Annotated in this window: 19 protein-coding genes, 1 tRNA gene and 2 pseudogenes; 10 read left to right on the forward strand and 12 right to left on the reverse strand. The window is 68.0% G+C overall.

Annotated features, from left to right (window positions below; all coding sequences use genetic code 11):
- Positions 1 to 212 precede the first annotated feature (212 nt).
- Positions 213 to 539, forward strand: coding sequence for a DUF6344 domain-containing protein (locus KJK29_RS18670; RefSeq protein ID WP_321170426.1), 327 nt, complete (start codon positions 213 to 215; stop codon positions 537 to 539).
- A 356-nt stretch (positions 540 to 895) separates the two neighbouring features.
- On the opposite strand, the gene KJK29_RS18675 is transcribed toward KJK29_RS18670, so the two are convergent.
- The 10 genes and pseudogenes from KJK29_RS18675 to dnaA (KJK29_RS39395) all read right to left on the reverse strand — a co-directional run.
- Positions 896 to 972 (reverse strand) — tRNA-Ile (locus KJK29_RS18675).
- A 114-nt stretch (positions 973 to 1,086) separates the two neighbouring features.
- Positions 1,087 to 1,920 carry a DUF3566 domain-containing protein gene (locus tag KJK29_RS18680; RefSeq protein ID WP_215120297.1) on the reverse strand — a complete coding sequence of 278 codons (834 nt, stop codon included), beginning with the start codon at positions 1,918 to 1,920 and terminating at the stop codon, positions 1,087 to 1,089.
- Positions 1,921 to 1,938: 18 nt separating this feature from the next.
- Entirely contained in the window at positions 1,939 to 4,533 is a 2,595-nt protein-coding gene (gene gyrA / locus KJK29_RS18685) for a DNA gyrase subunit A (protein WP_215120298.1), read from the reverse strand.
- 42 nt (positions 4,534 to 4,575) lie between these two features.
- Positions 4,576 to 6,636 carry a DNA topoisomerase (ATP-hydrolyzing) subunit B gene (gene gyrB, locus KJK29_RS18690; RefSeq protein ID WP_215120299.1) on the reverse strand — a complete coding sequence of 687 codons (2,061 nt, stop codon included), beginning with the start codon at positions 6,634 to 6,636 and terminating at the stop codon, positions 4,576 to 4,578.
- A 399-nt stretch (positions 6,637 to 7,035) separates the two neighbouring features.
- Positions 7,036 to 7,563: a DUF721 domain-containing protein gene (locus KJK29_RS18695; RefSeq protein WP_215120300.1), complete on the reverse strand. Its 528-nt coding sequence runs from the start codon at positions 7,561 to 7,563 to the stop codon at positions 7,036 to 7,038.
- A complete protein-coding gene (gene recF, locus KJK29_RS18700) occupies positions 7,560 to 8,681 on the reverse strand; it encodes a DNA replication/repair protein RecF (protein ID WP_215120301.1) in 1,122 nt (373 codons plus the stop codon). Before recF ends, KJK29_RS18695 begins: the two co-directional genes overlap by 4 nt.
- A 59-nt stretch (positions 8,682 to 8,740) precedes the next feature.
- Entirely contained in the window at positions 8,741 to 9,616 is an 876-nt protein-coding gene (gnd, locus tag KJK29_RS18705; protein ID WP_215120302.1) for a phosphogluconate dehydrogenase (NAD(+)-dependent, decarboxylating), read from the reverse strand.
- 184 nt (positions 9,617 to 9,800) lie between these two features.
- Entirely contained in the window at positions 9,801 to 10,931 is a 1,131-nt protein-coding gene (gene dnaN, locus KJK29_RS18710; RefSeq protein ID WP_215120303.1) for a DNA polymerase III subunit beta, read from the reverse strand.
- An 881-nt stretch (positions 10,932 to 11,812) separates the two neighbouring features.
- Positions 11,813 to 13,156: pseudogene (gene dnaA, locus KJK29_RS39390) on the reverse strand (chromosomal replication initiator protein DnaA); the annotation flags it as partial.
- A gap of 180 nt (positions 13,157 to 13,336) precedes the next feature.
- A pseudogene (gene dnaA / locus KJK29_RS39395) lies at positions 13,337 to 13,951 on the reverse strand (chromosomal replication initiator protein DnaA); the annotation flags it as partial.
- A 374-nt stretch (positions 13,952 to 14,325) separates the two neighbouring features.
- On the opposite strand from dnaA (KJK29_RS39395), the gene rpmH reads away from it, so the two are divergent.
- The 9 genes from rpmH (at position 14,326) to KJK29_RS18760 (ending at position 21,273) form a co-directional block, all read left to right on the forward strand.
- Positions 14,326 to 14,463 (forward strand): 50S ribosomal protein L34, encoded by a 138-nt coding sequence (rpmH, locus tag KJK29_RS18720; protein ID WP_018846094.1) that lies wholly within the window; start codon positions 14,326 to 14,328, stop codon positions 14,461 to 14,463.
- A gap of 21 nt (positions 14,464 to 14,484) precedes the next feature.
- Positions 14,485 to 14,856 (forward strand): ribonuclease P protein component, encoded by a 372-nt coding sequence (rnpA, locus tag KJK29_RS18725; protein ID WP_215120305.1) that lies wholly within the window; start codon positions 14,485 to 14,487, stop codon positions 14,854 to 14,856.
- Positions 14,853 to 15,227 carry a membrane protein insertion efficiency factor YidD gene (gene yidD, locus KJK29_RS18730; protein ID WP_215120306.1) on the forward strand — a complete coding sequence of 125 codons (375 nt, stop codon included), beginning with the start codon at positions 14,853 to 14,855 and terminating at the stop codon, positions 15,225 to 15,227. Before rnpA ends, yidD begins: the two co-directional genes overlap by 4 nt.
- 3 nt (positions 15,228 to 15,230) lie before the next feature.
- Positions 15,231 to 16,505, forward strand: a complete 1,275-nt coding sequence (yidC, locus tag KJK29_RS18735; RefSeq protein ID WP_215120307.1) for a membrane protein insertase YidC — start codon at positions 15,231 to 15,233, stop codon at positions 16,503 to 16,505.
- A 15-nt stretch (positions 16,506 to 16,520) separates the two neighbouring features.
- On the forward strand, positions 16,521 to 17,030 hold the full coding sequence (locus tag KJK29_RS18740) for a Jag family protein (protein WP_215120308.1): 510 nt from the start codon (positions 16,521 to 16,523) through the stop codon (positions 17,028 to 17,030).
- A 125-nt stretch (positions 17,031 to 17,155) separates the two neighbouring features.
- Positions 17,156 to 17,872, forward strand: coding sequence for a 16S rRNA (guanine(527)-N(7))-methyltransferase RsmG (gene rsmG, locus KJK29_RS18745; protein WP_215120309.1), 717 nt, complete (start codon positions 17,156 to 17,158; stop codon positions 17,870 to 17,872).
- A gap of 290 nt (positions 17,873 to 18,162) precedes the next feature.
- The gene (locus tag KJK29_RS18750; protein ID WP_215124347.1) at positions 18,163 to 19,239 is read left to right on the forward strand and encodes a ParA family protein; all 1,077 of its coding nucleotides are present in this window, start codon (positions 18,163 to 18,165) and stop codon (positions 19,237 to 19,239) included.
- Positions 19,236 to 20,336, forward strand: a complete 1,101-nt coding sequence (locus tag KJK29_RS18755; protein WP_215120310.1) for a ParB/RepB/Spo0J family partition protein — start codon at positions 19,236 to 19,238, stop codon at positions 20,334 to 20,336. The genes KJK29_RS18750 and KJK29_RS18755 overlap by 4 nt, the downstream gene beginning before the upstream one ends.
- 319 nt (positions 20,337 to 20,655) lie before the next feature.
- Positions 20,656 to 21,273, forward strand: a complete 618-nt coding sequence (locus KJK29_RS18760; RefSeq protein WP_215120311.1) for a GNAT family N-acetyltransferase — start codon at positions 20,656 to 20,658, stop codon at positions 21,271 to 21,273.
- A gap of 97 nt (positions 21,274 to 21,370) precedes the next feature.
- On the opposite strand, the gene trxA is transcribed toward KJK29_RS18760, so the two are convergent.
- Positions 21,371 to 21,703: a thioredoxin gene (gene trxA / locus KJK29_RS18765; RefSeq protein ID WP_184593875.1), complete on the reverse strand. Its 333-nt coding sequence runs from the start codon at positions 21,701 to 21,703 to the stop codon at positions 21,371 to 21,373.
- A 46-nt stretch (positions 21,704 to 21,749) separates the two neighbouring features.
- Positions 21,750 to 22,718, reverse strand: a complete 969-nt coding sequence (trxB, locus tag KJK29_RS18770; RefSeq protein ID WP_215120312.1) for a thioredoxin-disulfide reductase — start codon at positions 22,716 to 22,718, stop codon at positions 21,750 to 21,752.
- Positions 22,719 to 22,833 lie beyond the last annotated feature (115 nt).

The raw sequence follows: 22,833 nt of genomic DNA on the forward strand, positions 1-22,833 counted from the left end.
GGGTGATCACACCCCGACGGACGGTTACTTTGGGCCTCCTTCTCCTCTCTCCTCACATTTTCACCCCTCTTGCGTCCATCCGAGTGGTGTTCATCGGAACATCGCCGCGCCACGGGCGTCGGTCCACCACTTCTCGCCCCCCATACACATCATGAGGAAAGTACGCAAATCGCCCGACCCGAAAGTGAGGGGCCATGGCCCGGAACAAGGTTATGAAACTGTGGACCGCCATCGTCACCGCCTTCCTGGCGCTGTGCACGAAGCTCGGATTCGTCACCACGAACGCCGCCACGACCGCCAGCGCGGCAGTACCGCAGGCGGAGCCGGAGCGCAACAGCGGCAGCGACCGCATCCCGCACCAGCGAACGGCATCGGCGACATCTCCCGTGTCCCTGGCGAAAGCCCTGCCCCCCACGATGAAACAGCGCATCCGGGCCGAGGCCCACGGCAAGACCCCCCGCTGCCGCCACCGCCCACTCGCGGACACCGACGCGGACTCGGACCCCATGGCGGACTACCTGACTCCCCTGCAGCGCTGAACCCCCCGCCCGATCCCATCCGAACGGCGACCCTGCGTACAGGCCCGGCAGCTCGACAGAGCCGCCGGGCTTCTTCATGCCCCGCACGCCCTATCCCATGGAACGCGTAAGGGTTCGTGCTCGGGCTTCAGCGTGATGCCGTGTATGACCGGACTCGAGGTCGAGAAGCAGTGCGCGTAGAGACCATGCGCAAAGGCCCGGTGGGGTCGGAGTCAGGCCGGTCGGCAGCTCCACGAACTCAGCCGCGCCCCGCGCACGGGAGGCGTACGGCTTTCTGCGATCTCCATACTTCGACCGGCTGATGTCAGCCATGAACGTCAAAACCCCCAGCCGGTACCGGCTGGGGGTCTTTTCGCTGGTGGGGCTAACAGGATTTGAACCTGTGGCCTCATCCTTATCAGGGATGCGCTCTAACCAACTGAGCTATAGCCCCGCCGCGCTGTGCGGGGGTGTGTCCCGCGCGCTGACTCCTGAAGATTAGCGCACGACATGGGCAGTCCCAAAATCGGTTGTCGGGACTGCCTCAATCCAGGTCAAAAGGGTCGTGTCACTCGTCCTCGGCGAGCGTCAGCTCCACCCCGCCGACGAAGCCCGCGGACAGGTTGTAGATGAACGCGCCGAGGGTCGCGAGGGCCGTCGCCAGGACGACGTCGATGACCGCGATGACCGAGGTGAACATCAGGACGTTGGGCAGCGACAGGAAGGCCTGCAGGTCGAAGCCGTTGGACTCGTTCGAGCCGGTCGCCTCGGAGATCGTGCCGCCGACCGTGGAGAAGACGCCCATCGCGTCCATGACCATCCACAGCACGGCGGCCGCGACGATCGTGCAGATGCCGAGCGCGATGGAGAGCAGGAAGCTGACCTTCATCACCGACCAGGGGTCGGCCTTGGACACCCGCAGCCGCGCCTTGCGGACGCGGGGCACCGTGCGCGTTCCCGGACGGGGGCGCCGTGCGGCACCGGCGGAAGCCCCCGCACCCGCGCCGCCACCGGCCGCCGCCTGCTGCGCCGGATAGGCCTGCGGCGGGTGGTACGGCCCGGCCTGCTGCTGTGCCTGCCGTTCCCCGGGCAGCGGAGAAGCCGTCTCGGCCCCCTTGGGCTGCGGCTGCGGCTGCGCCTGCGGTTGCGGCTGGGCGCCGGACGCGGCCGGGCCCGCGCCGGCGCTGTGCTGCTGGGTCCCCGGACCTCGGGTGTCGGTCACGGTTCCCCCCTGGGATCCCTGCTTGTCAGTCGAGGGCGAGTCGTCCTTGTCGGCCGGCTTGACCGCCTTCAGGTTGGTCGTGTGCGGGTCCGCCGCACGTGCGGCGGAGCCACGACCGCCGTCGTCCGTGTCCGTACCCGTCGAGGTACCGCTCGGTCCGGCGCCCGTGGCTCCGCTCACGCTGACTCACTCCTCGTGCTACTCAGACGAGGGCGCCTCACCCTCGTCCGTGCCGGTGGCCGCGGCGCCTTCGGCGGTCTCGTCGACGACGATGTCGCCGTCGACCTCTTCCGCCTCGCGTCCCGCCTCGGCGTTGCGAGCGATGCCGACCACGGCATCGCGCTTGCCCAGATTGATCAGTTGGACGCCCATGGTGTCACGGCCGGTTTCCCTGATCTCGTTGACTCGCGTACGAATCACACCGCCCGACAGCGTGATGGCGAGGATCTCGTCGGTCTCCTCGACCACCAGCGCGCCGACGAGGGAGCCCCGGTCCTCGACGATCTTGGCGGCCTTGATACCGAGGCCGCCGCGACCCTGGACGCGGTACTCGTCGACGTTGGTCCGCTTCGCGTACCCGCCGTCTGTGGCAGTGAACACGAACGTACCGGGTCGAACAACATTCATCGAGAGCAGCTCGTCGCTCTCGCGGAAGCTCATGCCCTTGACACCCGAGGTGGCACGGCCCATGGGTCGCAGTGTTTCGTCCGACGCGGTGAACCTGATCGATTGGGCCTTCTTGCTGATCAGAAGCAGATCGTCGTCGGACGAGACCAGCTCGGCTCCGATCAGTTCATCGTCCGAACCGTCCTCCTGCTCACGGAGGTTGATGGCGATCACACCGCCGGAACGGGGCGAATCGTAATCCTTCAGAGGCGTCTTCTTCACCAGTCCGGCCTTGGTGGCGAGGACGAGGTAGGGAACCGCCTCGTAATTGCGGATCGCCAGGATCTCGGCGATCGCCTCGTCCGGCTGGAAGGCGAGCAGGTTCGCGACGTGCTGACCGCGCGCGTCCCGGCCGGCGTCGGGCAGCTCGTAGCCCTTGACGCGATAGACACGGCCCTTGTTGGTGAAGAACAGCAGCCAGTGGTGCGTGGTGGAGACGAAGAAGTGGTCGACGATGTCGTCTTCCTTGAGCTTCGTGCCGCGCACGCCCTTGCCGCCGCGCTTCTGGGCCCGGTAGTCGTCGGTCTTGGTGCGCTTGATGTAGCCGCCCCGGGTGACCGTGACGACGATGTCCTCCTCGGCGATCAGGTCCTCGATGGACATGTCGCCCTCGTACGGGATCAGCTTCGTCTTGCGGTCGTCGCCGTACTTGTCGACGATCGCGGCCAGCTCCTCGCTGACGATCTGGCGCTGACGGACCGGGCTGGCGAGGATCTCGTTGTACTCGTTGATCTTCGCCTGGAGCTCGTCGTGCTCCTGGACGATCTTCTGGCGCTCCAGGGCGGCGAGCCGGCGCAGCTGCATCTCGAGGATGGCGTTGGCCTGGATCTCGTCGATCTCCAGGAGGTCCATTAGGCCGTGGCGCGCGATCTCGACGGTGTCGCTGCGCCGGATCAGCGCGATGACCTCGTCGATGGCGTCCAGGGCCTTCAGCAGACCGCGCAGGATGTGCGCCCGCTCCTCGGCCTTGCGCAGCCGGAAGCGCGTACGGCGGACGATGACCTCGATCTGGTGCGTCACCCAGTGGCGGATGAACGCGTCGAGCGAGAGCGTGCGCGGCACGCCGTCGACCAGCGCCAGCATGTTGGCGCCGAAGTTCGTCTGCAGGTCGGTGTGCTTGTACAGGTTGTTCAGGACGACCTTGGCGACCGCGTCCCGCTTCAGCACGATGACCAGGCGCTGGCCCGTGCGCGAGGACGTCTCGTCGCGGACGTCGGCGATGCCGCCGATCTTGCCGTCCTTCACCAGGTCGGCGATCTTCTGCGCGAGGTTGTCCGGGTTCACCTGGTACGGCAGCTCCGTCACCACCAGGCACTGGCGGTTCTGGATCTCCTCGACCTCGATGACCGCGCGCATGGTGATGGAGCCGCGGCCGGTGCGGTACGCCTCCTCGATGCCCTTGCGGCCGACGACGAGCGCGCCGGTCGGGAAGTCGGGGCCCTTGATGCGCTCGATCAGCGCGTCCAGGAGGTCCTCGTGCGAGGCCTCGGGGTTCTCCAGGTACCACTGGGCGCCGGCGGCGACCTCGCGCAGGTTGTGCGGCGGGATGTTGGTCGCCATGCCGACCGCGATACCGGCCGAGCCGTTGATCAGCAGGTTCGGGAAGCGGGCCGGCAGGACGGTCGGCTCCTGGGAGCGGCCGTCGTAGTTGTCCGTGAAGTCGACGGTCTCCTCGTCGATGTCACGGACCATCTCCATCGACAGCGGCGCCATCTTGCACTCGGTGTAGCGCATGGCCGCCGCCGGGTCGTTGCCCGGAGAGCCGAAGTTGCCGTTGGAGTCGACGAGCGGCATGCGCATCGACCAGGGCTGGGCGAGGCGCACGAGCGCGTCGTAGATGGAGGAGTCGCCGTGCGGGTGGTAGTTGCCCATGACGTCGCCGACGACACGGGCGCACTTGTAGAAGCCGCGCTCGGGGCGGTAGCCGCCGTCGTACATGGCGTACAGCACACGGCGGTGGACGGGCTTGAGGCCGTCGCGGACGTCCGGCAGCGCACGCGAGACGATGACGGACATCGCGTAGTCGAGGTAGGAGCGCTGCATCTCCGTCTCGAGCCCGACGGGCTCGACGCGCATGGCCAGTGCGTCGCCCTCGGGCGTCGTCACGGGAGTGTTCTCGTCGGTCATTGCTGGTGAAGGTCCTTCCTGGTGCGGTCAGCTGAGACCGACTCAGATGTCGAGGAAGCGGACGTCCTTGGCGTTGCGCTGGATGAACGCGCGGCGGGCCTCGACGTCCTCGCCCATGAGGACCGAGAACAGGTCGTCGGCCTGGGCGGCGTCGTCGAGGGTGACCTGGCCGAGGACGCGGTGCTCCTGGTCCATGGTCGTGATGCGCAGCTCCTCGGCGTTCATCTCACCGAGACCCTTGAAGCGCTGCACCGAGTCGTCCTTGATGCGCTTGCCGGCGTTGCGGCCCATCTCGATGAGGGCGTCGCGCTCGCGGTCGGAGTACGCGTACTCGAAGTCGTCCTTGCCCCACTTGATCTTGTAGAGCGGCGGACGGGAGAGGTACACGTGCCCGGCCTCGACCAGCGGCCGCATGAAGCGGAACAGGAAGGTCAGCAGCAGGGTGTTGATGTGCTGGCCGTCGACGTCGGCGTCCGCCATCAGGATGATCTTGTGATAGCGGAGCTTCTCGATGTCGAAGTCCTCGTGGACCCCGGTGCCGAAGGCGGAGATCAGCGCCTGGATCTCCTGGTTCTGCAGGATCTTGTCGATCCGCGCCTTCTCGACGTTGAGGATCTTGCCTCGGATCGGGAGGATCGCCTGGTACTCGGGGTTGCGGCCGGACTTGGCCGAGCCGCCGGCGGAGTCACCCTCGACGATGAAGATCTCGCACTTGGTGGGGTCGTTCGACTGGCAGTCGCTCAGCTTGCCCGGGAGGGAGGCCGTCTCCAGCAGGCCCTTGCGGCGCGTCAGGTCGCGCGCCTTGCGGGCCGCCACGCGCGCGGTGGCCGCCTGGATGCCCTTGCGGATGATGTCCGCGGCCTCGTTGGGGTTGCGGTCCAGCCAGTCGGCCAGGTGCTCGTAGACGACGCGCTGGACGAAGGTCTTGACCTCGGTGTTGCCCAGCTTGGTCTTCGTCTGGCCCTCGAACTGCGGCTCGCTCAGCTTGACCGAGATGATCGCGGTCAGGCCCTCGCGGATGTCGTCACCGGTGAGGTTGTCGTCCTTCTCGCGCAGCAGCCGCTTGTCGCGCGCGTACTTGTTGATCAGCGAGGTCAGCGCGGACCGGAAGCCCTCTTCGTGCGTACCGCCCTCGTGCGTGTGGATGATGTTGGCGAAGGAGTACACACCCTCGGTGTAGCCGCCGTTCCACTGCATGGCGACCTCGAGGGACAGGTGCTTGTCCTTGTCCTCGGCCTCCAGGTCGATCACGGTGGGGTGCACCACGTCTCCCTTGCGGGAGTTGAGGTACGTCACGAAGTCGACGATGCCGCCCTCGTAGTGGTACGAGACGGCCTTGACCTCGTGCTTCTCGTCCTCACCGGCCTCGTCCGCACCGGCCGTGGCCTTCGCCGACTCGCGCTCGTCGGCGAGGTTGATGCGCAGACCCTTGTTGAGGAACGCCATCTCCTGGAAGCGCCGCGACAGCGTCTCGAAGGAGTAGTTCGTGGTCTCGAAGATGTCCGGGTCGGCCCAGAAGGTGACCGTGGTGCCGTGCTCCTCGGTGGCCTCGTGCTGGGCGAGCGGGGCCGTCGGGACGCCCAGCTTGTAGTCCTGCGTCCAGCGGTAGCCGTCGGTCTTGACCTCGACGGCGACCTTGGTCGACAGGGCGTTCACCACGGAGACGCCGACGCCGTGCAGACCACCGGAGACCGCGTAGCCGCCGCCGCCGAACTTGCCGCCCGCGTGCAGCACGGTCAGCACGACCTCGACGGCCGGCTTGCCCTCGGTCGGCACGATGCCCACCGGGATGCCTCGGCCGTTGTCGACGACCCGCACACCGCCGTCGGCGAGGATCGTGACGTCGATCGTGTCCGCGTGCCCGGCCAGCGCCTCGTCGACGGAGTTGTCGACGACCTCCTGCACCAGGTGGTGCAGACCGCGCTCACCGGTCGAGCCGATGTACATGCCGGGCCGCTTGCGGACCGCGTCCAGACCCTCGAGGACGGTGATGGCACTGGCGTCGTACGAGGCGGTGACCTCGCCGCCCGAGGTGATCGCCTCGCTGTTCACGCCTTCGTCGGTGGACGGGATGTTCTCGTTGGGGTTGCCGGAATCGGCCACGAAGCGCCCTTTCTGGCACAGCACGAGCCGGGCTCGTCGGCGGGTTGCCGGAGCGGCTGCGGCATGTTGCGTTGGTAAGCCTTGATCAGCGTTGCTCAGCTTTTCCCGGACGGTCCCCAGCGAGTGGGGCGGGATTGCTTCCAGTCTACCGGTAGCACTGACACTGATGGGGGTTTGCCGGTACCTGAGTCCGCATGTGCCGCCCTCGACGGGTCTTCCCCGACTCCCGATATGCGGATGGGGGCTCCAAGAGGCTCACGGAGGCACTCAGCGCTTTCGGCCGTCAACCCTTGGCTACTTCGGAGTCAGGTCGCCGTTCGCAACCGTGTGCGGTGGCGGAAAAGGGTGCTCGGAACGGCTGTGCCAGGGCCGCGCCGGCCCGATGAGACGTGACGTAAGTCACCTGTAGGTATCGCCCGGTCCACTGCTGCCCGGGGCGCGCAGGGGGCCGTAGCGGCGGGTGGGGGCGCTGGGGCCCAGGACCTTGATCTGCCGCACGGTGCCGTGCCCAAGGTCCTCGTTGAGACGGGCGACCAGGGTCGGGGCGAGCAGCCGCAGGTTCGTCGCCCAGGCCGTCGAGTCGCAGCGCACGACCAGGACGCGCTCGTCCTCGTCGTACTTCTCGGGCACGCAGTGGTTGGCCACGTCCTCGCCGACGATCTGCGGCCAGCGGCCCATCACCCCGCCCACCGCGGCCGGGGCCTCCCAGCCGCGCTCGGTGATCAGCCGGTTGATCGCCGAGCCGAGCGCCATCGGATCGCGGCCGTCGGCACGCGCGCCGGAGCGCAGCCCGCCGCGGCGCGCCTGCTTCTTCTGCTGCGCCGCGTCCCCACGCGCGCGTGCGGCCTCCTTCGCCGCGCGGAGCGCCACGCGCGCGAGGTCGACGCCGGAGGGCTCGGGGGTGTTCTGCGGCTCCTGTGCGCTCATACGCGCTCCACCGCCCCCTCGGACACGGCGAACCGCGTCCCGGACAGCACATGCGGTACGTCGTCGTCGACGGCGGCCGTCACCAGGACCTGCTCGCCGGGCGCGACCAGCTCGGCGAGGCGCTCACGGCGGCGGGTGTCCAGCTCGGCGAAGACGTCGTCGAGCACCAGCACCGGCTCATTGCCCTCGGCGCGCAGCAGGTCGTACGAGGCCAGGCGCAGGGCCAGCGCGTAGGACCAGGACTCGCCGTGCGAGGCGTAGCCCTTGGCGGGGAGCTGGCCGAGCTTGAGCTGGAGGTCGTCCCGGTGCGGGCCGACCAGGGTGACGCCGCGTTCGATCTCCTGCTTGCGGGCCTCGGCGAGCGCGGCCATCAGCTGTTCGAAGAGGCCCTCGCGGGTGTGCGCCTCGCCCGGCGCGGACGGCTTGTACTCCAGGGCGACGGGACCGCCGCCGGGGGCGAGCTGCTCATAGGCCTTGTCGGCGAGCGGCTGGACGGCGGCGATCAGATCCAGCCGCTGGGCGAGCAGCTCGGCGCCCGCGCGCGCGAGGTGCTGGTCCCAGATGTCCAGCGTTGACATGTCCATTTTGCGGCCGCCGTGGCGACGGGCCAGCGCGGCCGACTTCAGCAGGGTGTTGCGCTGCTTGAGGACCCGGTCGTAGTCGGAGCGCACCCCGGCCATGCGCGGGGAGCGTGCGGTGATCAGCTCGTCGAGGAAGCGGCGCCGCTCCCCGGGGTCGCCCTTGACCAGGGCGAGATCCTCGGGCGCGAAGAGGACGGTCCGTACGATCCCCAGCACGTCACGCGGCTTGACCTGCGAGGACCTGTTGATACGGGCGCGGTTGGCACGCCCCGGGTTCAGCTCCAGCTCGACCAGCTGCTGCCGCTCGCCCTGCCGGACCTGGGCCCGGATGATCGCGCGCTCGGCGCCCATGCGGACCAGGGGGGCGTCGGAGGAGACCCGGTGGCTGCCGAGGGTGGCGAGATAGCCGACGGCCTCGACGAGGTTGGTCTTGCCCTGCCCGTTCGGCCCGACGAAGGCCGTCACCCCCGGGTCGAGCGGGACCTCGACCCGGGGATAGGAGCGGAAGTCGGCCAGCGACAGATGCGTGACGTGCATGGTCGTTTCGCCGACCTCCCAGGCGCTCGGGTGTTGACTTACGTGCTCTCGGTCGCGTGCTACTTCTTCTCGACCGCGTGGCCGCCGAACTGGTTCCGCAGCGCCGCGATCATCTTCATCTGGGGCGAGTCCTCCTGGCGGGAGGCGAACCGCGCGAACAGCGACGCGGTGATCGCCGGCAGCGGCACCGCGTGGTCGATCGCGGCCTCCACAGTCCAGCGTCCCTCGCCGGAGTCCTGTGCATAACCCCGGAGCCCGTCCAGGTGCTCGTCCTCGTCGAGCGCGTTGACCGCGAGGTCCAGCAGCCAGGAGCGGATGACCGTGCCCTCCTGCCAGGAGCGGAAGACGTCCCGGACGTCGGTCACGGAGTCGACCTTCTCCAGGAGCTCCCAGCCCTCGGCGTAGGCCTGCATCATCGCGTACTCGATGCCGTTGTGGACCATCTTCGCGAAGTGGCCGGCGCCGACCTTGCCCGCGTGCACCGCGCCGAAGTCGCCCTCCGGCTTGAGGGCGTCGAAGACCGGCCGCACCTTGGCGACGTTGTCCTTGTCGCCGCCGTACATCAGCGCGTAGCCGTTCTCCAGGCCCCAGACGCCGCCGGAGACTCCGCAGTCGACGAAGCCGATGCCCTTGGCCGCCAGCTCCTCGGCGTGCTTCTCGTCGTCGGTCCAGCGGGAGTTGCCGCCGTCCACGACGACGTCGCCGGGCTCCAGCAGGTCGGCGAGCTCGTCGATCGTGGACTGTGTGGCCTCGCCCGCCGGGACCATGACCCAGACCACGCGCGGGCCGCTGAGCTTGCCCACAAGCTCCTCCAGGCTGTGGACATCGGCGAGATCCGCGTTGCGGTCGTATCCGAGGACGGTGTGGCCTGCGCGGCGGATCCGCTCGCGCATGTTGCCGCCCATCTTGCCGAGGCCGACGAGACCGAGCTCCATCAGTTGTTTTCCTTAGGTGTACAGGTGTCCGACGTGGCGTTGCGGCACTCGCGTGCCGCGTCCGAGCCTAAACCCGGACGCTCGCGCACATCTGTGGGCATACGCGCTCAGTCGTAGGCCCTCACCTGCGGCTTTGCCCCCAGCCTGTGGACAACCACGGACGGCTTCCGAGGGGCAGGGACACTCAGCCGCTCAGCCGCACCGGCATGATCAGGTACTTGTAGGCGTCGTCCGCCTCGGCGTCCAGCGCCGGCTTGCCGCTGAGCAGCGCGGGCTTCGTGGACGTCGTGAAGGACAGCTGGGCGACCGGGGAGTCGATCGCGCTCAGGCCGTCGAGCAGGAACGTCGGGTTGAAGGCGATCGAGATGTCGTCGCCCTCGAGCTGCGCGTCGACCCTCTCCACAGCCTGTGCGTCGTCGCTGGAGCCGGCCTCCAGGATGAGCACGCCCTGCTCGAAGCTGAGCCGCACCGGGGTGTTCCGCTCGGCGACCAGGGCGACGCGCTTGACGGCCTCCACGAAGGGCGCGGTCTCGATGACGGCGACGCTGTTGAACTCCGTCGGGAACAGCGTGCGGTACTTCGGGAGGTCGCCCTCCAGCAGACGGGTCGTCGTACGACGCCCCGCGCCCTCGAAGCCGATCAGGCCCTCGCCCGAGCCCGAGCCGGACAGCGCCAGGATCACCTGGTCGCCGCTGGTCAGGGCCTTGGCGGTGTCCAGGAGCGTCTTGGCGGGCACCAGGGCGACCGCGGAGGCCTCCGGGTTCTCCGGCTTCCACAGGAACTCGCGGACCGCGAAGCGGTAGCGGTCGGTGGACGCCAGCGTGACGGTGTCGCCCTCGATCTCGATGCGCACACCCGTCAGGACGGGCAGCGTGTCGTCACGGCCGGCCGCGATGGCCACCTGGGCGGCGGCGGAGGCGAAGACCTCGCCGGGGACCGTGCCCGTCGCGTTCGGCATCTGCGGCAGGGCCGGGTACTCCTCCACAGGCAGGGTGTGGAGTGTGAACCGGGAGGAGCCGCAGACCACCGTCGCCCGTACACCGTCTGTGGAGATCTCCACCGGCCGGTTGGGGAGCGCGCGGCAGATGTCGGCGAGCAGACGGCCCGAGACCAGGACCGTGCCCTCCTCGTCGACCTCCGTCTCCACCGAGACCCGCGCGGAGACCTCGTAGTCGAAGCTGGAGAGGCTGAGCTGGCCTTCCTCGGCCTTCAGCAGCAGGCCGGCGAGGACAGGGGCCGGCGGACGGGCCGGGAGGCTGCGCGCTGCCCAGGCCACTGCCTCCGCGAGTACGTCGCGTTCCACCCGGATCTTCACTGTTGCCGCCTCCTGCTGTTGCCGGCGCTTCTCGCTCTGCCTGGCCTTCGTCGTCTGTCGCGGTGTCGACGGTCCCCAGGACGGGGAGGACACCGGGGACCAGTCTGACGCACCGCACTGACAGTAGGTGCCTCTCGGGGTCAAGTCGTGACGAGGGGCGGTCGGGCTCCGAAGAGCGAGTTGTGCACAGGACCCGCTTCGAAACGAATTCCCAGCTCTCTCTAGTTGGGAGTAGTAGTAGGGGCTGTGGATACCGTGGATAACCCCGTTTTCCCAGCTCAGAGCAGGAATTTTGTCCACCGGTCCTGTGGGTGACGGCAGTGGACAACCTGGTGTCTCTGTGGAGAACAGAAAGTTCTGCACACACCGTGCACAGGGAGAGGCGAGTTCTCCCCAGCGCCGTCCCCAGCTTTACCCACGTTTCCCACAGCCCAACCCGGCAGCTTTGTGTGACGCCTTTCACTCGACCCAGTGAGGAGGCGCGTCGTGTTGCCGAACAGTGGACAGCGATGTGGAGAAGCCGGTGATCGCTGGGGACAACTGGCCCCAGCCTGTGGGTTGTCGGTGGAAAACTCGATGCACAGCCTGTGGATCCCCTCGCTGTCCACAGTCTGTGGAGATCCTTCGTCCACGAATCCACATGCGGGTGACCTGCCCTGATGGCCCCTCAGCAGGGGCCCCTGTGGACACAGTCTGGACAACTTCCCGGTCCCCAGGATGTGGACGGGAAAAAGTCACTGAATCTGTGGAGGGTGGCCGTAACCCCGCAGGTAATCGAACAGTCGAGGACCGTGACATGACGAAGCCGGGGACCGCGACATGACGAAGGGCGCCCCCGGAAACCTCCTCCGGGAGCGCCCTGGGCGGTCTGCCGCGGTGCGTCAGCCGTTCTTGATGCGGTTGGTCAGCTCGGTGACCTGGTTGTAGATGGAGCGGCGCTCGGCCATCAGATTGCGGATCTTGCGGTCCGCGTGCATGACCGTCGTGTGGTCGCGGCCGCCGAACAGAGCGCCGATCTTCGGCAGCGACAGGTCCGTCAGCTCACGGCACAGGTACATGGCGATCTGCCGGGCCGTGACCAGCGCGCGGCCCCGGGAGGTGCCGCACAGGTCCTCGACGGTCAGCCCGAAGTAGTCCGCCGTCGCGCTCATGATCGCCGTCGACGTGATCTCGGGGGCCGAGTCCTCGCCGCCGGGGATGAGGTCCTTGAGGACGATCTCCGTCAGGCCCAGATCCACCGGCTGCCGGTTGAGCGAGGCGAACGCCGTGACCCGGATCAGCGCGCCCTCCAGCTCGCGGATGTTGCGCGAGATCCGGGACGCGATGAACTCCAGCACCTCCGGCGGCGCGTTCAGCTGCTCCTGGACCGCCTTCTTGCGGAGGATCGCGATACGCGTCTCCAGCTCGGGCGGCTGGACGTCGGTGATCAGGCCCCACTCGAACCGGTTCCGCAGCCGGTCCTCCAGCGTGACCAGCTGCTTCGGCGGCCGGTCGCTGGACAGCACGATCTGCTTGTTCGCGTTGTGGAGCGTGTTGAAGGTGTGGAAGAACTCCTCCTGCGTCGACTCCTTGTCCGCCAGGAACTGGATGTCGTCGACGAGCAGGATGTCCATCTCGCGGTACCGCTTGCGGAAGCTGTCGCCCTTGCCGTCGCGGATGGAGTTGATGAACTCGTTGGTGAACTCCTCCGAGCTCACGTACCGCACCCGGGTCCCCGGGTAGAGGCTGCGGGCGTAGTGCCCGATCGCGTGCAGCAGGTGCGTCTTGCCGAGCCCGGACTCCCCATAGATGAACAACGGGTTGTACGCCTTGGCCGGCGCCTCGGCGACAGCGACCGCGGCCGCGTGCGCGAAGCGGTTGGAGGCGCCGATGACGAACGTGTCGAAGAGGTACTTGGGGTTCAGACGCGCGGTGGGCTCACCGGGGCCGGTCGCCGGCGCGGGCTGCGCGGCCAGCGGGCCGGGCGCACCGGTCGTCGGCAGGTTCGGGCCGACGGGGCCGCCACGATGCACATGCCCCGAGCCGGCGGGCGGCTCGGGCAGCTCCCGGCGGACCGCGTCGCGCTGGTCGTACTCGGGGCGCGCGGTGTCGTAGTCGGAGCGCGGCTGCTCGTAGGAGGGGCGCTCCATCGACTGCGGGCGGTAGTCCTGGGCGGACGAGCCGTAGGAGTCCTGTGATCCGTGGGAGCCGCGGGAGCCGTGAGAGCCGTAGGAGTCCTGTGAGCTGTGGGATCCATGCGATCCGTGAGCTCCAGGGGAGCCGTGGGATCCGTACGAGTCCTGGGACCCGTGGGATTTGTAGGAGTCCTGGGATCCGTAGGAGTCCTGCGAGCTGTACGAGTCCTGGGCGCCGCCGCCGTACTGGTCCTGGCCGCCGCCGTACTGGTCCTTGTTGCCGTACTGGTCCTGCGAGCCGTAGGAGTCCTGCCCCGGTGACGCGTACGGGTCACGCTCGGGGAAGCCGAGGCGCTGCTGCTGCCAGCCGTACTCGTCCTGCGTGGGCCGCGGCCAGGCGCCGGGCTCGGGGCGCTGGTACTCGGACGGGTACGCGGGGCGCGGGCTGGGCAGTTGATCTCCGCGCGTAGGCGGAAGCTGATCGCCCGCCCCTCCCGGCATCTGGTCGGCGCGGTGGCGGCCGTACCCCTCGTATCCGTCGCGTTCCTGGCGCGCGGCGGGGAGCTCGGGCTCCTCGTAGCGCGACTGCTGGGGGCGGGCCGGGGGCGCCGGCGGGGCGGGGGCCTCGCCCGCGGAGTCGTCGACGGTGATCGCGATCCGGATCGGGCGGCCGCACTCGCGGCTCAGCGTCTCGCTGACGATCGGCGCCAGCCGGCCCTCGAGTACGCCCTTCGCGAATTCGTTCGGTACGGCGAGCAGCGCGGTGTCCGCGACCAGCGCGAGCGGCTGGCAGCGCCGGATCCAGTGCTCGTCCTTGGTCTCGACCCCCTGACCGCGACCCTCCCCGAGGAGCTGCTCCAATACGCGTGGCCACACTGCGGCAAGATCGGCAGGTACGTCAGCCACAGGGCACGCTCTCTCACAGGTCCCACGAACGTGTGGTTCTGGGACGGCTCGGGATGTAAATCGAGTGGGGCAGGGATAAAGGAACGAATCGGAGTTCCGTCACGGTAGTCAGGGCGGCCGGTACGGTTCAAGTTGTTGTCCCCAGCCTGTGGACAAGTGTCTCCCGGCGACTCCTGGTTTGACCGGATGGCGTAGCCGCGCGTACCGTAACCAGGTCGAGTTGTCGATGGCTGCTGCCGCCTGCCTCCGATGGGCACAGGTCATTTGGGTGATCGGTCAGCGGTGCACTCGGGCGTAACTGCGAGCTACTCGTGGGCGCACGGTGACAGCCAGGACGGCACCCCGCATCTACCGATTTCTTCTGGAGCCCCCGAGTGAGCAAGCGCACCTTCCAGCCGAACAACCGTCGTCGCGCGAAGACCCACGGCTTCCGCCTGCGGATGCGTACCCGTGCCGGCCGCGCGATTCTCGCGAACCGCCGCAGCAAGGGTCGCGCCAACCTGTCCGCCTGATCCCGATCAGGTCATGACGTCGTGCTGCCTACCGAGCATCGGCTGAGGCGGCGCGAAGACTTCGCGACCGCGGTACGGCGAGGACGCCGGGCAGGACGCCCGCACCTCGTCGTCCACCTTCGAAGCGGTGCCACGGACCCGCATGCGCCTGGGGAGAGCGCTCCCCCGACGCGTGCGGGTTTCGTCGTGAGCAAAGCCGTGGGTGGCGCGGTCGTGCGCAACAAGGTGAAGCGCAGGCTTCGCCATCTGATGCGCGAGCGAGTCGCCCTGCTGCCCCCCGGTAGCCTGGTAGTCGTACGAGCGCTGCCCGGATCGGGTGACGCCGACCATGCACAGCTGGCCCGAGACCTGGATGCCGCTCTCCAGCGGTTGCTGGGAGGGGGCGCGCGATGAAGTACCCGCTGCTGGCTCTGATCAAGCTCTACCAGTGGACGATCAGTCCGCTGCTCGGGCCGGTCTGCAAGTACTACCCGTCGTGCTCCCGCTACGGCTACACGGCCATCGACCGGCACGGTGCCATCAAGGGAACGGCACTCACGGCCTGGCGCATCCTGCGGTGCAATCCGTGGTCGCTGGGTGGTGTGGACCATGTCCCGCCGCGCAAGCGCCCGCGGTGGCACGAAATGCTGCGTACCGCGTGGCGTGCACGCAAGGGCGGGCCCTCCGCCGCCGACCCGGCCATCGAGGGACAGACTTCTCCCACAAGTCAGTCGACTCCTTCGAGCCCGGCCGCAGAGACACCGTCCCATGCCCAAGGAGCATGATTAGTGGACACGATTGCCAGCCTCTTCAGCTTCATCACCACACCCGTCTCCTGGGTCATCGTCCAGTTCCACTCGGTGTACGGCGCCCTCTTCGGCCCTGACACCGGCTGGGCCTGGGGCCTGTCGATCGTGTCCCTGGTGATCCTGATCCGTATCTGCCTGATCCCGCTCTTCGTGAAGCAGATCAAGGCGACCCGGGCGATGCAGACGCTCCAGCCCGAGATGAAGAAGATCCAGGAGCGCTACAAGAACGACAAGCAGCGTCAGTCCGAAGAGATGATGAAGCTGTACAAGGAGACGGGCACCAACCCGCTCTCCTCGTGCCTTCCCATCCTGGCGCAGTCGCCGTTCTTCTTCGCCCTGTACCACGTGCTCAACAGCATCGCGACGGGCGACACCATCGGTGTCATCAACCAGAGCCTGCTGCAGAGCGCGCAGAAGGCCCACATCGCCGGTGCGCCGCTCGCGGCGAAGTTCACCGACAGCTCGGCGAAGGTGGAAGCACTCGGTGCCTCCCTCACCGACGTCCGTGTGGTCACCGCCATCATGATCGTCCTGATGTCGGCGTCGCAGTTCTTCACTCAGCGCCAGCTGATGACGAAGAACGTCGACACCACGGTGAAGACGCCGTTCATGCAGCAGCAGAAGATGCTGATGTACGTCTTCCCGGTCATGTTCGCCGTCTTCGGCATCAACTTCCCCGTCGGTGTCCTCGTCTACTGGCTGACCACCAACGTGTGGACCATGGGCCAGCAGATGTACGTCATCCACAACAACCCGACCCCGGGTTCCAAGGCCCAGGCCTCGTACCTCGAGCGTCTGAACAAGCACGTCGCGCAGCACAGCAAGGTCGGCCGGCGCCGCGACCGGGCCGTCGTCAAGGCGATCGTCGCCAAGGGACGCGACCGCAACGAGTTCGAGCGCAAGTTCATCAACGGCCTCACCAAGGCCGGACTCGTCGCCCAGGCCGACGGCACCGTGATCAAGGGCGACACCACTGCCGCTGTCGAGAACGAGGACGGTACGTCGACCACGGCCGCCCCCAAGCGTCAGCAGCCCAAGCGCCAGAGCAAGTCCCAGCGCCAGTCCGGTACTGCGAAGGCGGCCGGTGAGGGCGAGCCGAAGACGTCGCTGAGCAAGTCCGACGAGCCCGACGACGCCAAGCCCGCCGCCGCTGCCCAGAAGGGCGGCGCGAAGTCCGGCAGTGGTGCCCGCAGCAAGGCCCAGTCCGGACAGCGCAAGGGCCCGCAGCGGCCCAAGTCCCCGTCCAAGAAGTAAGAAGGAGTCCATCCCGTGACGGAAGGCACCACCTCCGCCGCTGCCGAGGGTGCAGACACCCTCTCCCGCCTGGAGCAGGAGGGCGAGATCGCTGCGGACTACCTGGAGGGTCTGCTCGACATCGCCGACCTCGACGGCGACATCGACATGGACGTCGAGGCCGACCGTGCCTCCGTCTCGATCATCAGCGACGCGGGCCGCGACCTGCAGAAGCTGGTCGGCCGCGAGGGTGAGGTGCTGGAGGCGCTCCAGGAGCTCACCCGTCTGGCGGTGCACCGGGAGACCGGCGACCGCAGCCGTCTGATGCTCGACATCGCGGGATACCGCGCCCAGAAGCGCTCCGAGCTGTCCGAGCTGGGCGCCAAGGCCGCGGCCGAGGCCAAGAGCAGCGGTGAGGCCGTGAAGATGGACCCGATGACGCCGTTCGAGCGCAAGGTCGTGCACGACGCGGTCAAGGCCGCGGGCCTGCGCAGCGAGTCCGAGGGCGAGGAGCCGCAGCGCTTCGTCGTCGTGCTGCCCGCCTGATCGGCCCTACGTTTCCTCGGCCCCGTCTGTTGCGCAGGCGGGGCCGAACTTTGTCAGCCTGATAGTTCTGGTGGTTCTGGCGTCGGCGCTGGGCGCGCCGACGCGGTACGGAAGGACGGTCCCCCGTGACGGAGGCAGCGGCGCTTCCCCCCGCGCCCGAGCAGGCGCGCGAGGTGTTCGGTGATCGCTTCGCGGATGCGGTGCGGTACGCCGAGCTGCTCGCTCATGCGGGCGTACAGCGCGGTCTCATCGGCCCGCGAGAAGTGCCCCGCCTGTGGGAGCGGCACCTGCTGAACTGCGCGGTGCTCTCGGAGGTCGTGCCCGAGGGCGTGACCGTGTGCGACGTCGGCTCGGGCGCCGGCCTGCCCGGCATTCCCCTGGCACTCGTCCGGGAGGACCTGAAGATCACGCTGCTGGAGCCGCTGCTGCGGCGCACCAACTTCCTCACCGAGGTCGTGGAGCTGCTCGGCCTCGATCACGTGACGGTCGTACGCGGCCGGGCCGAAGAGGTCATGGGGAAGATCCAGCCCGTCCACGTCGTGACCGCCCGAGCCGTCGCACCCCTCGACCGTCTCGCCACCTGGGGCGTCCCCCTGCTGCGCCCCTACGGCGAGATGCTCGCGCTCAAGGGCGATGCCGCCGAGGAGGAGCTGAAGAGCGCGTCCGCGGCACTGAGCAAGCTGGGTGCCGTGGAGACGTCCATCCTGCATGTGGGTGAGGGCGTGGTGGACCCGATGTCCACTGTCGTACGGGTCGAGGTCGGGGAGAGCCCCGGCGGTGTGCGCTTCGCCGCGAAGCGAGCCAAAGCGGCTCGCACGGGTCGGGCCCGTCGGCGTCGCTGAGCGGATCCCGTTCCGACTGCGCTGATCCGTCCTGAGGACGAGACGTACTCCACACAAGCTGCCAAACCGATGCATGCCGGAGTGTCGCGGCAGTTCGGCCACGGCTGCTGTGCATCGTGTTTCACGTGAAACGTCGCTCACTGCTGCACGGCATCATCAGTCGTGGCCGCGCTGCGGCCGAACCCCGCGACCGTAAGCCTCTCGGTTCACTCGATGAGGGAACCGAGTTGTCCACAGAGGTGGATTTCTCCACAGAACGCCAGGCCTCACTGGTTCACGACCCCGAAGGCATGGGAGGCTCTGTTCATTGCGAGCCTGAAGTCGAGGAGAGTGAATCCTTGCGGTCCGACGCCAACATCGCGGGACCGATGACCGATCCGGTCCCCGGTCCCCGTACCGAGTCGATGGGGGCGGATGTTTCACGTGAAACACCGCCTCCGATGGACGACACTCCCATCGGTCGTGCTGCCCAACTGGCGGTGGAGGCACTGGGCCGCGCCGGCGAGGGCCTGCCACGGCCCGAGCAGACCCGAATCATGGTGGTCGCCAACCAGAAGGGCGGTGTGGGCAAGACGACGACGACCGTCAACCTTGCCGCATCGCTGGCCCTGCACGGCGGCCGCGTCTTGGTGGTCGACCTCGACCCACAGGGCAATGCGTCCACGGCGCTGGGCATCGACCATCACGCGGAAGTTCCGTCCATCTACGACGTGTTGGTGGAGAGCAAGCCGCTCTCCGAGGTCGTCCAACCGGTCCCCGATGTCGAGGGTCTCTTCTGCGCCCCTGCCACGATCGATCTCGCCGGTGCTGAGATCGAGCTGGTGTCCCTGGTGGCCAGGGAGAGCAGGCTGCAGCGCGCCATCCAGGCGTACGAGCAGCCGCTGGACTACATCCTCATCGACTGCCCGCCCTCACTCGGCCTCCTGACGGTCAATGCGTTGGTGGCGGGCCAAGAAGTCCTGATCCCCATCCAGTGCGAGTACTACGCGCTGGAGGGCCTGGGGCAGCTCTTGCGCAACGTCGACCTCGTGCGCGGGCACCTCAACCCCGCCCTGCACGTGTCGACCATCCTGCTCACCATGTACGACGGCCGGACGCGCCTCGCTTCCCAGGTCGCGGACGAGGTGCGCACCCACTTCGGCGACGAGGTACTGCGGACGAGCATCCCCCGCTCCGTCCGTATCTCCGAGGCGCCGAGCTATGGGCAGACGGTACTGACATACGATCCAGGATCGAGTGGTGCCCTCTCTTACCTTGAGGCGGCACGAGAGATCGCGCTGAAGGGCGTCGGCATCAGCTATGAAGCCACGCACGCCCACATCGGCGTACAGCAGAACGACCCGAGCATGGTGGAGGGCATCCAGTGAGCGATCGACGGAGGGGACTGGGCCGTGGACTCGGCGCGCTGATCCCTGCTGCCCCCACGGAGAAATCGGTGGCCCAGGCGGCGGCAGGGGGAGCTGCTTCCGCCTCCCCCACGGCAGTGCCCGCACTGCCGAACGACCGTGGGGTGGCGGCAGCGAAGGTAGCGACGCTGCCGGCTGTTTCACGTGAAACAGAGGAGCCGGTTCAGCCCAGCGCTCCCGCCCTGCCTGCGGCGCCCATCGGTGCGCACTTCGCCGAGATCCCCCTCGACGACATCACGCCGAACCCGCGGCAGCCGCGTGAGGTCTTCGACGATGACGCGCTGGCCGAGCTCATCACCTCCATCAAGGAGGTCGGGCTCCTCCAGCCGGTCGTCGTACGGCAGGTGGGCCCCGCCCGCTACGAGCTCATCATGGGCGAGCGCCGCTGGCGTGCCTGCCGCGAGGCAGGACTGGAGGCGATCCCGGCGATCGTGCGGGCCACGGAGGACGAGAAGCTCCTCCTGGACGCCTTGCTGGAGAACCTGCACCGCGCCCAGCTGAACCCGCTGGAAGAGGCAGCCGCCTACGACCAGTTGCTGAGGGACTTCAACTGCACGCACGACCAGCTGGCGGATCGGATCGGCCGGTCCCGCCCGCAGGTCTCCAACACCCTGCGCCTGCTGAAGCTCTCTCCGGCTGTGCAGCGCCGCGTTGCCGCCGGGGTGCTCTCGGCCGGCCACGCACGGGCACTGCTGTCCGTCGAGGACTCGGAGGAGCAGGACAGGCTGGCTCATCGCATCGTGGCCGAGGGGCTCTCGGTGCGGGCTGTGGAGGAGATCGTGACCCTGATGGGCTCACGGCCTCAGAAGGCTCAGCGGCCCAAGGGCCCGCGCGCCGGTGCCCTGGTCTCTCCCGCGCTGTCCGACCTCGCCACGAGGCTGTCGGACCGCTTCGAGACGCGGGTGAAGGTGGACCTGGGTCAGAAGAAGGGCAAGATCACCGTCGAGTTCGCCTCCATGGAGGACCTGGAGCGGATCCTCGGTTCCCTCGCTCCCGGGGAGGGGCCGGTCCTGCAGAAGAGCCTCTCGGAGAGTGACTCCGAGGAGAGCGAGTCCTGAGCCTCCGCCAGGACTCTCCGCTGTGCATCCGACAGAGCGGGCCGTGTCCGGTGTGTACCGGAACGTGGCCCGCTCTTTCCTTTCTGGCGGTATCGATGGAATCGCATCGTGGATACGATGCGTTGGGATACGGCGCGATCAACCGGTAGCACTTCTGAAAGGAAGGCAGGGCCATGGGAACGATGAGCCGCACCGGACTGGTGGGCGCCGGTTTGGGGCTGGGGGCGGTCGGTGGGTTCATCGGCAGTCTCCTCAAGGAACGGAGCGCTCTGACAGCCGCCCGCGATGCGGCGGGCGAAGGAAGCGAGGAACAGCCTTCATGGGGCGTCGGCTCGTACCGCTCACGCTGGACAACCTTCAGGACCTTCCCAAGCGCTGCCGCTCGTGTGTCTTCTGGGAGCTCGACCCAGTCAGCGGTGAGGCCGCGGTAAAGGCGGGCACACCCGCTCTGGAGAAGGAGTCCTGGATCTCGGCTGTTCTGCTGGACTGGGGATCCTGCGGTCGGGTCGTGTACGTCGACGATGTCCCGGTGGGCTTTGTGCTCTACGCCCCTCCCGCCTATGTCCCCCGCTCCACGGCCTTCCCCACGAGTCCCATCTCCCCTGACGCGGTGCAGTTGATGACCGGGTTCATCGTGCCGGGCTACCAGGGTCAAGGGCTGGGCCGGGTGATGGTCCAGACGGTCGCCAAGGATCTGCTGCGCCGCGACTTCAAGGCGATCGAGGCGTTCGGAGATGTGCGCTGGAAGGAGCCGGCCTGTCTGCTGCCCGCCGACCATCTCCTGGCGGTCGGCTTCAAGACGGTCAGGCAGCACCCCACCAGTCCCCGGCTGAGACTGGACCTGAGATCGACGCTCTCCTGGAAGGAAGACGTCGAGATGGCGCTGGACCGGCTCCTGGGTGCCGTACAGAAGGAACCGGCGCTGCGGCCGCTGTAGAGAAGGCGGCAGTCAAACGAATGGGCCAACCCTTCCGGGTTGGCCCATTCGTGTTTCACGTGAAACATGCACCGTCGCTACGACGGGCTCAGCCGATTCACTCGGCGATGAACTCCTCAAGGTCGCGAACGATCGCGGCCTTCGGCTTCGCGCCCACGATGGTCTTGGCGACCTCGCCACCCTGGTAGACGTTCAGGGTCGGGATGGACATGACGCCGTACTTGGCGGCCGTACCCGGGTTCTCGTCGATGTTCAGCTTGACGACCTCGATCTTCTCGCCGTACTCGGAGGCGATCGCCTCGAGGGATGGCGCGATCTGGCGGCAAGGACCGCACCAGGCGGCCCAGAAGTCCACCAGGACAGGCTTGTCGCTCTTGAGGACGTCCTGCTCGAAGGAGTCGTCGGTCACATTCTTCAGGGTGCCGGCCACGGCGGGCTCCTTAACTGGTTGGTGCGTGGGGCGGGTAGGGAGGGGTTCAGGCAGGGGTCTTCTCGGGCTCGGGCTGCTCCTCGTCCGCGAGGGCGGCGAGGAAGCGCTCGGCGTCGAGCGCAGCGGAGCAGCCGGTCCCGGCCGCGGTGATCGCCTGGCGGTAGGTGTGGTCGACGACGTCGCCGGCACCGAAGACACCGGTCAGGTTGGTGCGCGTCGACGGCGCCTCCACCTTCAGGTAGCCCTCTTCGTCCAGGTCGAGCTGACCCTTGAAGAGCTCGGTGCGCGGGTCGTGGCCGATGGCGATGAACAGGCCGGTCACCGGCAGGTCGGAGAGCTCACCGGTCTTGAGGTTGCGCAGCTTCAGGCCCGAGAGCTTCGGGTCGCCCTGGATCTCGGCGACCTCGCTGTCCCACACGAACTTGATCTTCGGGTCGGCGAAGGCGCGCTCCTGCATGGCCTTGGACGCGCGCAGGGTGTCGCGGCGGTGGACGACGGTCACGGACTTGGCGAACCGCGAGAGGAAGGTGGCCTCCTCCATGGCGGTGTCGCCACCACCGATCACGGCGATGTCCTGGTCCTTGAAGAAGAACCCGTCACAGGTGGCGCACCAGGACACTCCACGGCCGGAGAGGGCGTCCTCGTTCGGCAGACCGAGCTTGCGGTGCTGCGAGCCGGTCGAGACGATGACGGCCTTCGCCCGGTGGACGGTGCCGGCGGTGTCCGTGACGGTCTTGATCTCACCGGAGAGATCGACGGCCACGATGTCGTCCGGGACGAGCTCCGCTCCGAAGCGCTCCGCCTGGGCACGCATGTTGTCCATGAGCTCGGGGCCCATGATGCCGTCCTGGAAGCCAGGGAAGTTCTCGACGTCGGTGGTGTTCATGAGCGCGCCGCCGGCGGTGACGGCGCCCTCGAACACCAGCGGCTTCAGCGACGCGCGCGCGGTGTAGAGCGCCGCCGTGTAGCCGGCGGGCCCGGAGCCGATGATGATCACGTTACGGACGTCGCTCACGGCTTGTTTCCTCGTCTCTGGACTGCGTCGTTCGACCGGTGGGAGCTTCCCTCAGGACTCTCACACCACCCAACGGATCCTAAGGGGCGCGCATTCCCGCTGTGTCCGGGCACAC

The sequence above is a fragment of the Streptomyces koelreuteriae genome (assembly GCF_018604545.1).
Taxonomy (GTDB): Bacteria; Actinomycetota; Actinomycetes; order Streptomycetales; family Streptomycetaceae; genus Streptomyces; species Streptomyces koelreuteriae.

Coding starts and splice junctions, on each gene's coding strand:
- KJK29_RS18670 (WP_321170426.1), top strand. CDS start 213: ATGAAACTGTGGACCGCCATCGTCACCGCCTTCCTGGCGCTGTGCACG.
- gyrA (WP_215120298.1), bottom strand. CDS start 4,533: ATGACCGACGAGAACACTCCCGTGACGACGCCCGAGGGCGACGCACTG.
- KJK29_RS18695 (WP_215120300.1), bottom strand. CDS start 7,563: ATGAGCGCACAGGAGCCGCAGAACACCCCCGAGCCCTCCGGCGTCGAC.
- recF (WP_215120301.1), bottom strand. CDS start 8,681: ATGCACGTCACGCATCTGTCGCTGGCCGACTTCCGCTCCTATCCCCGG.
- gnd (WP_215120302.1), bottom strand. CDS start 9,616: ATGGAGCTCGGTCTCGTCGGCCTCGGCAAGATGGGCGGCAACATGCGC.
- yidD (WP_215120306.1), top strand. CDS start 14,853: ATGAAGTACCCGCTGCTGGCTCTGATCAAGCTCTACCAGTGGACGATC.
- KJK29_RS18750 (WP_215124347.1), top strand. CDS start 18,163: ATGGGAGGCTCTGTTCATTGCGAGCCTGAAGTCGAGGAGAGTGAATCC.
- KJK29_RS18760 (WP_215120311.1), top strand. CDS start 20,656: ATGGGGCGTCGGCTCGTACCGCTCACGCTGGACAACCTTCAGGACCTT.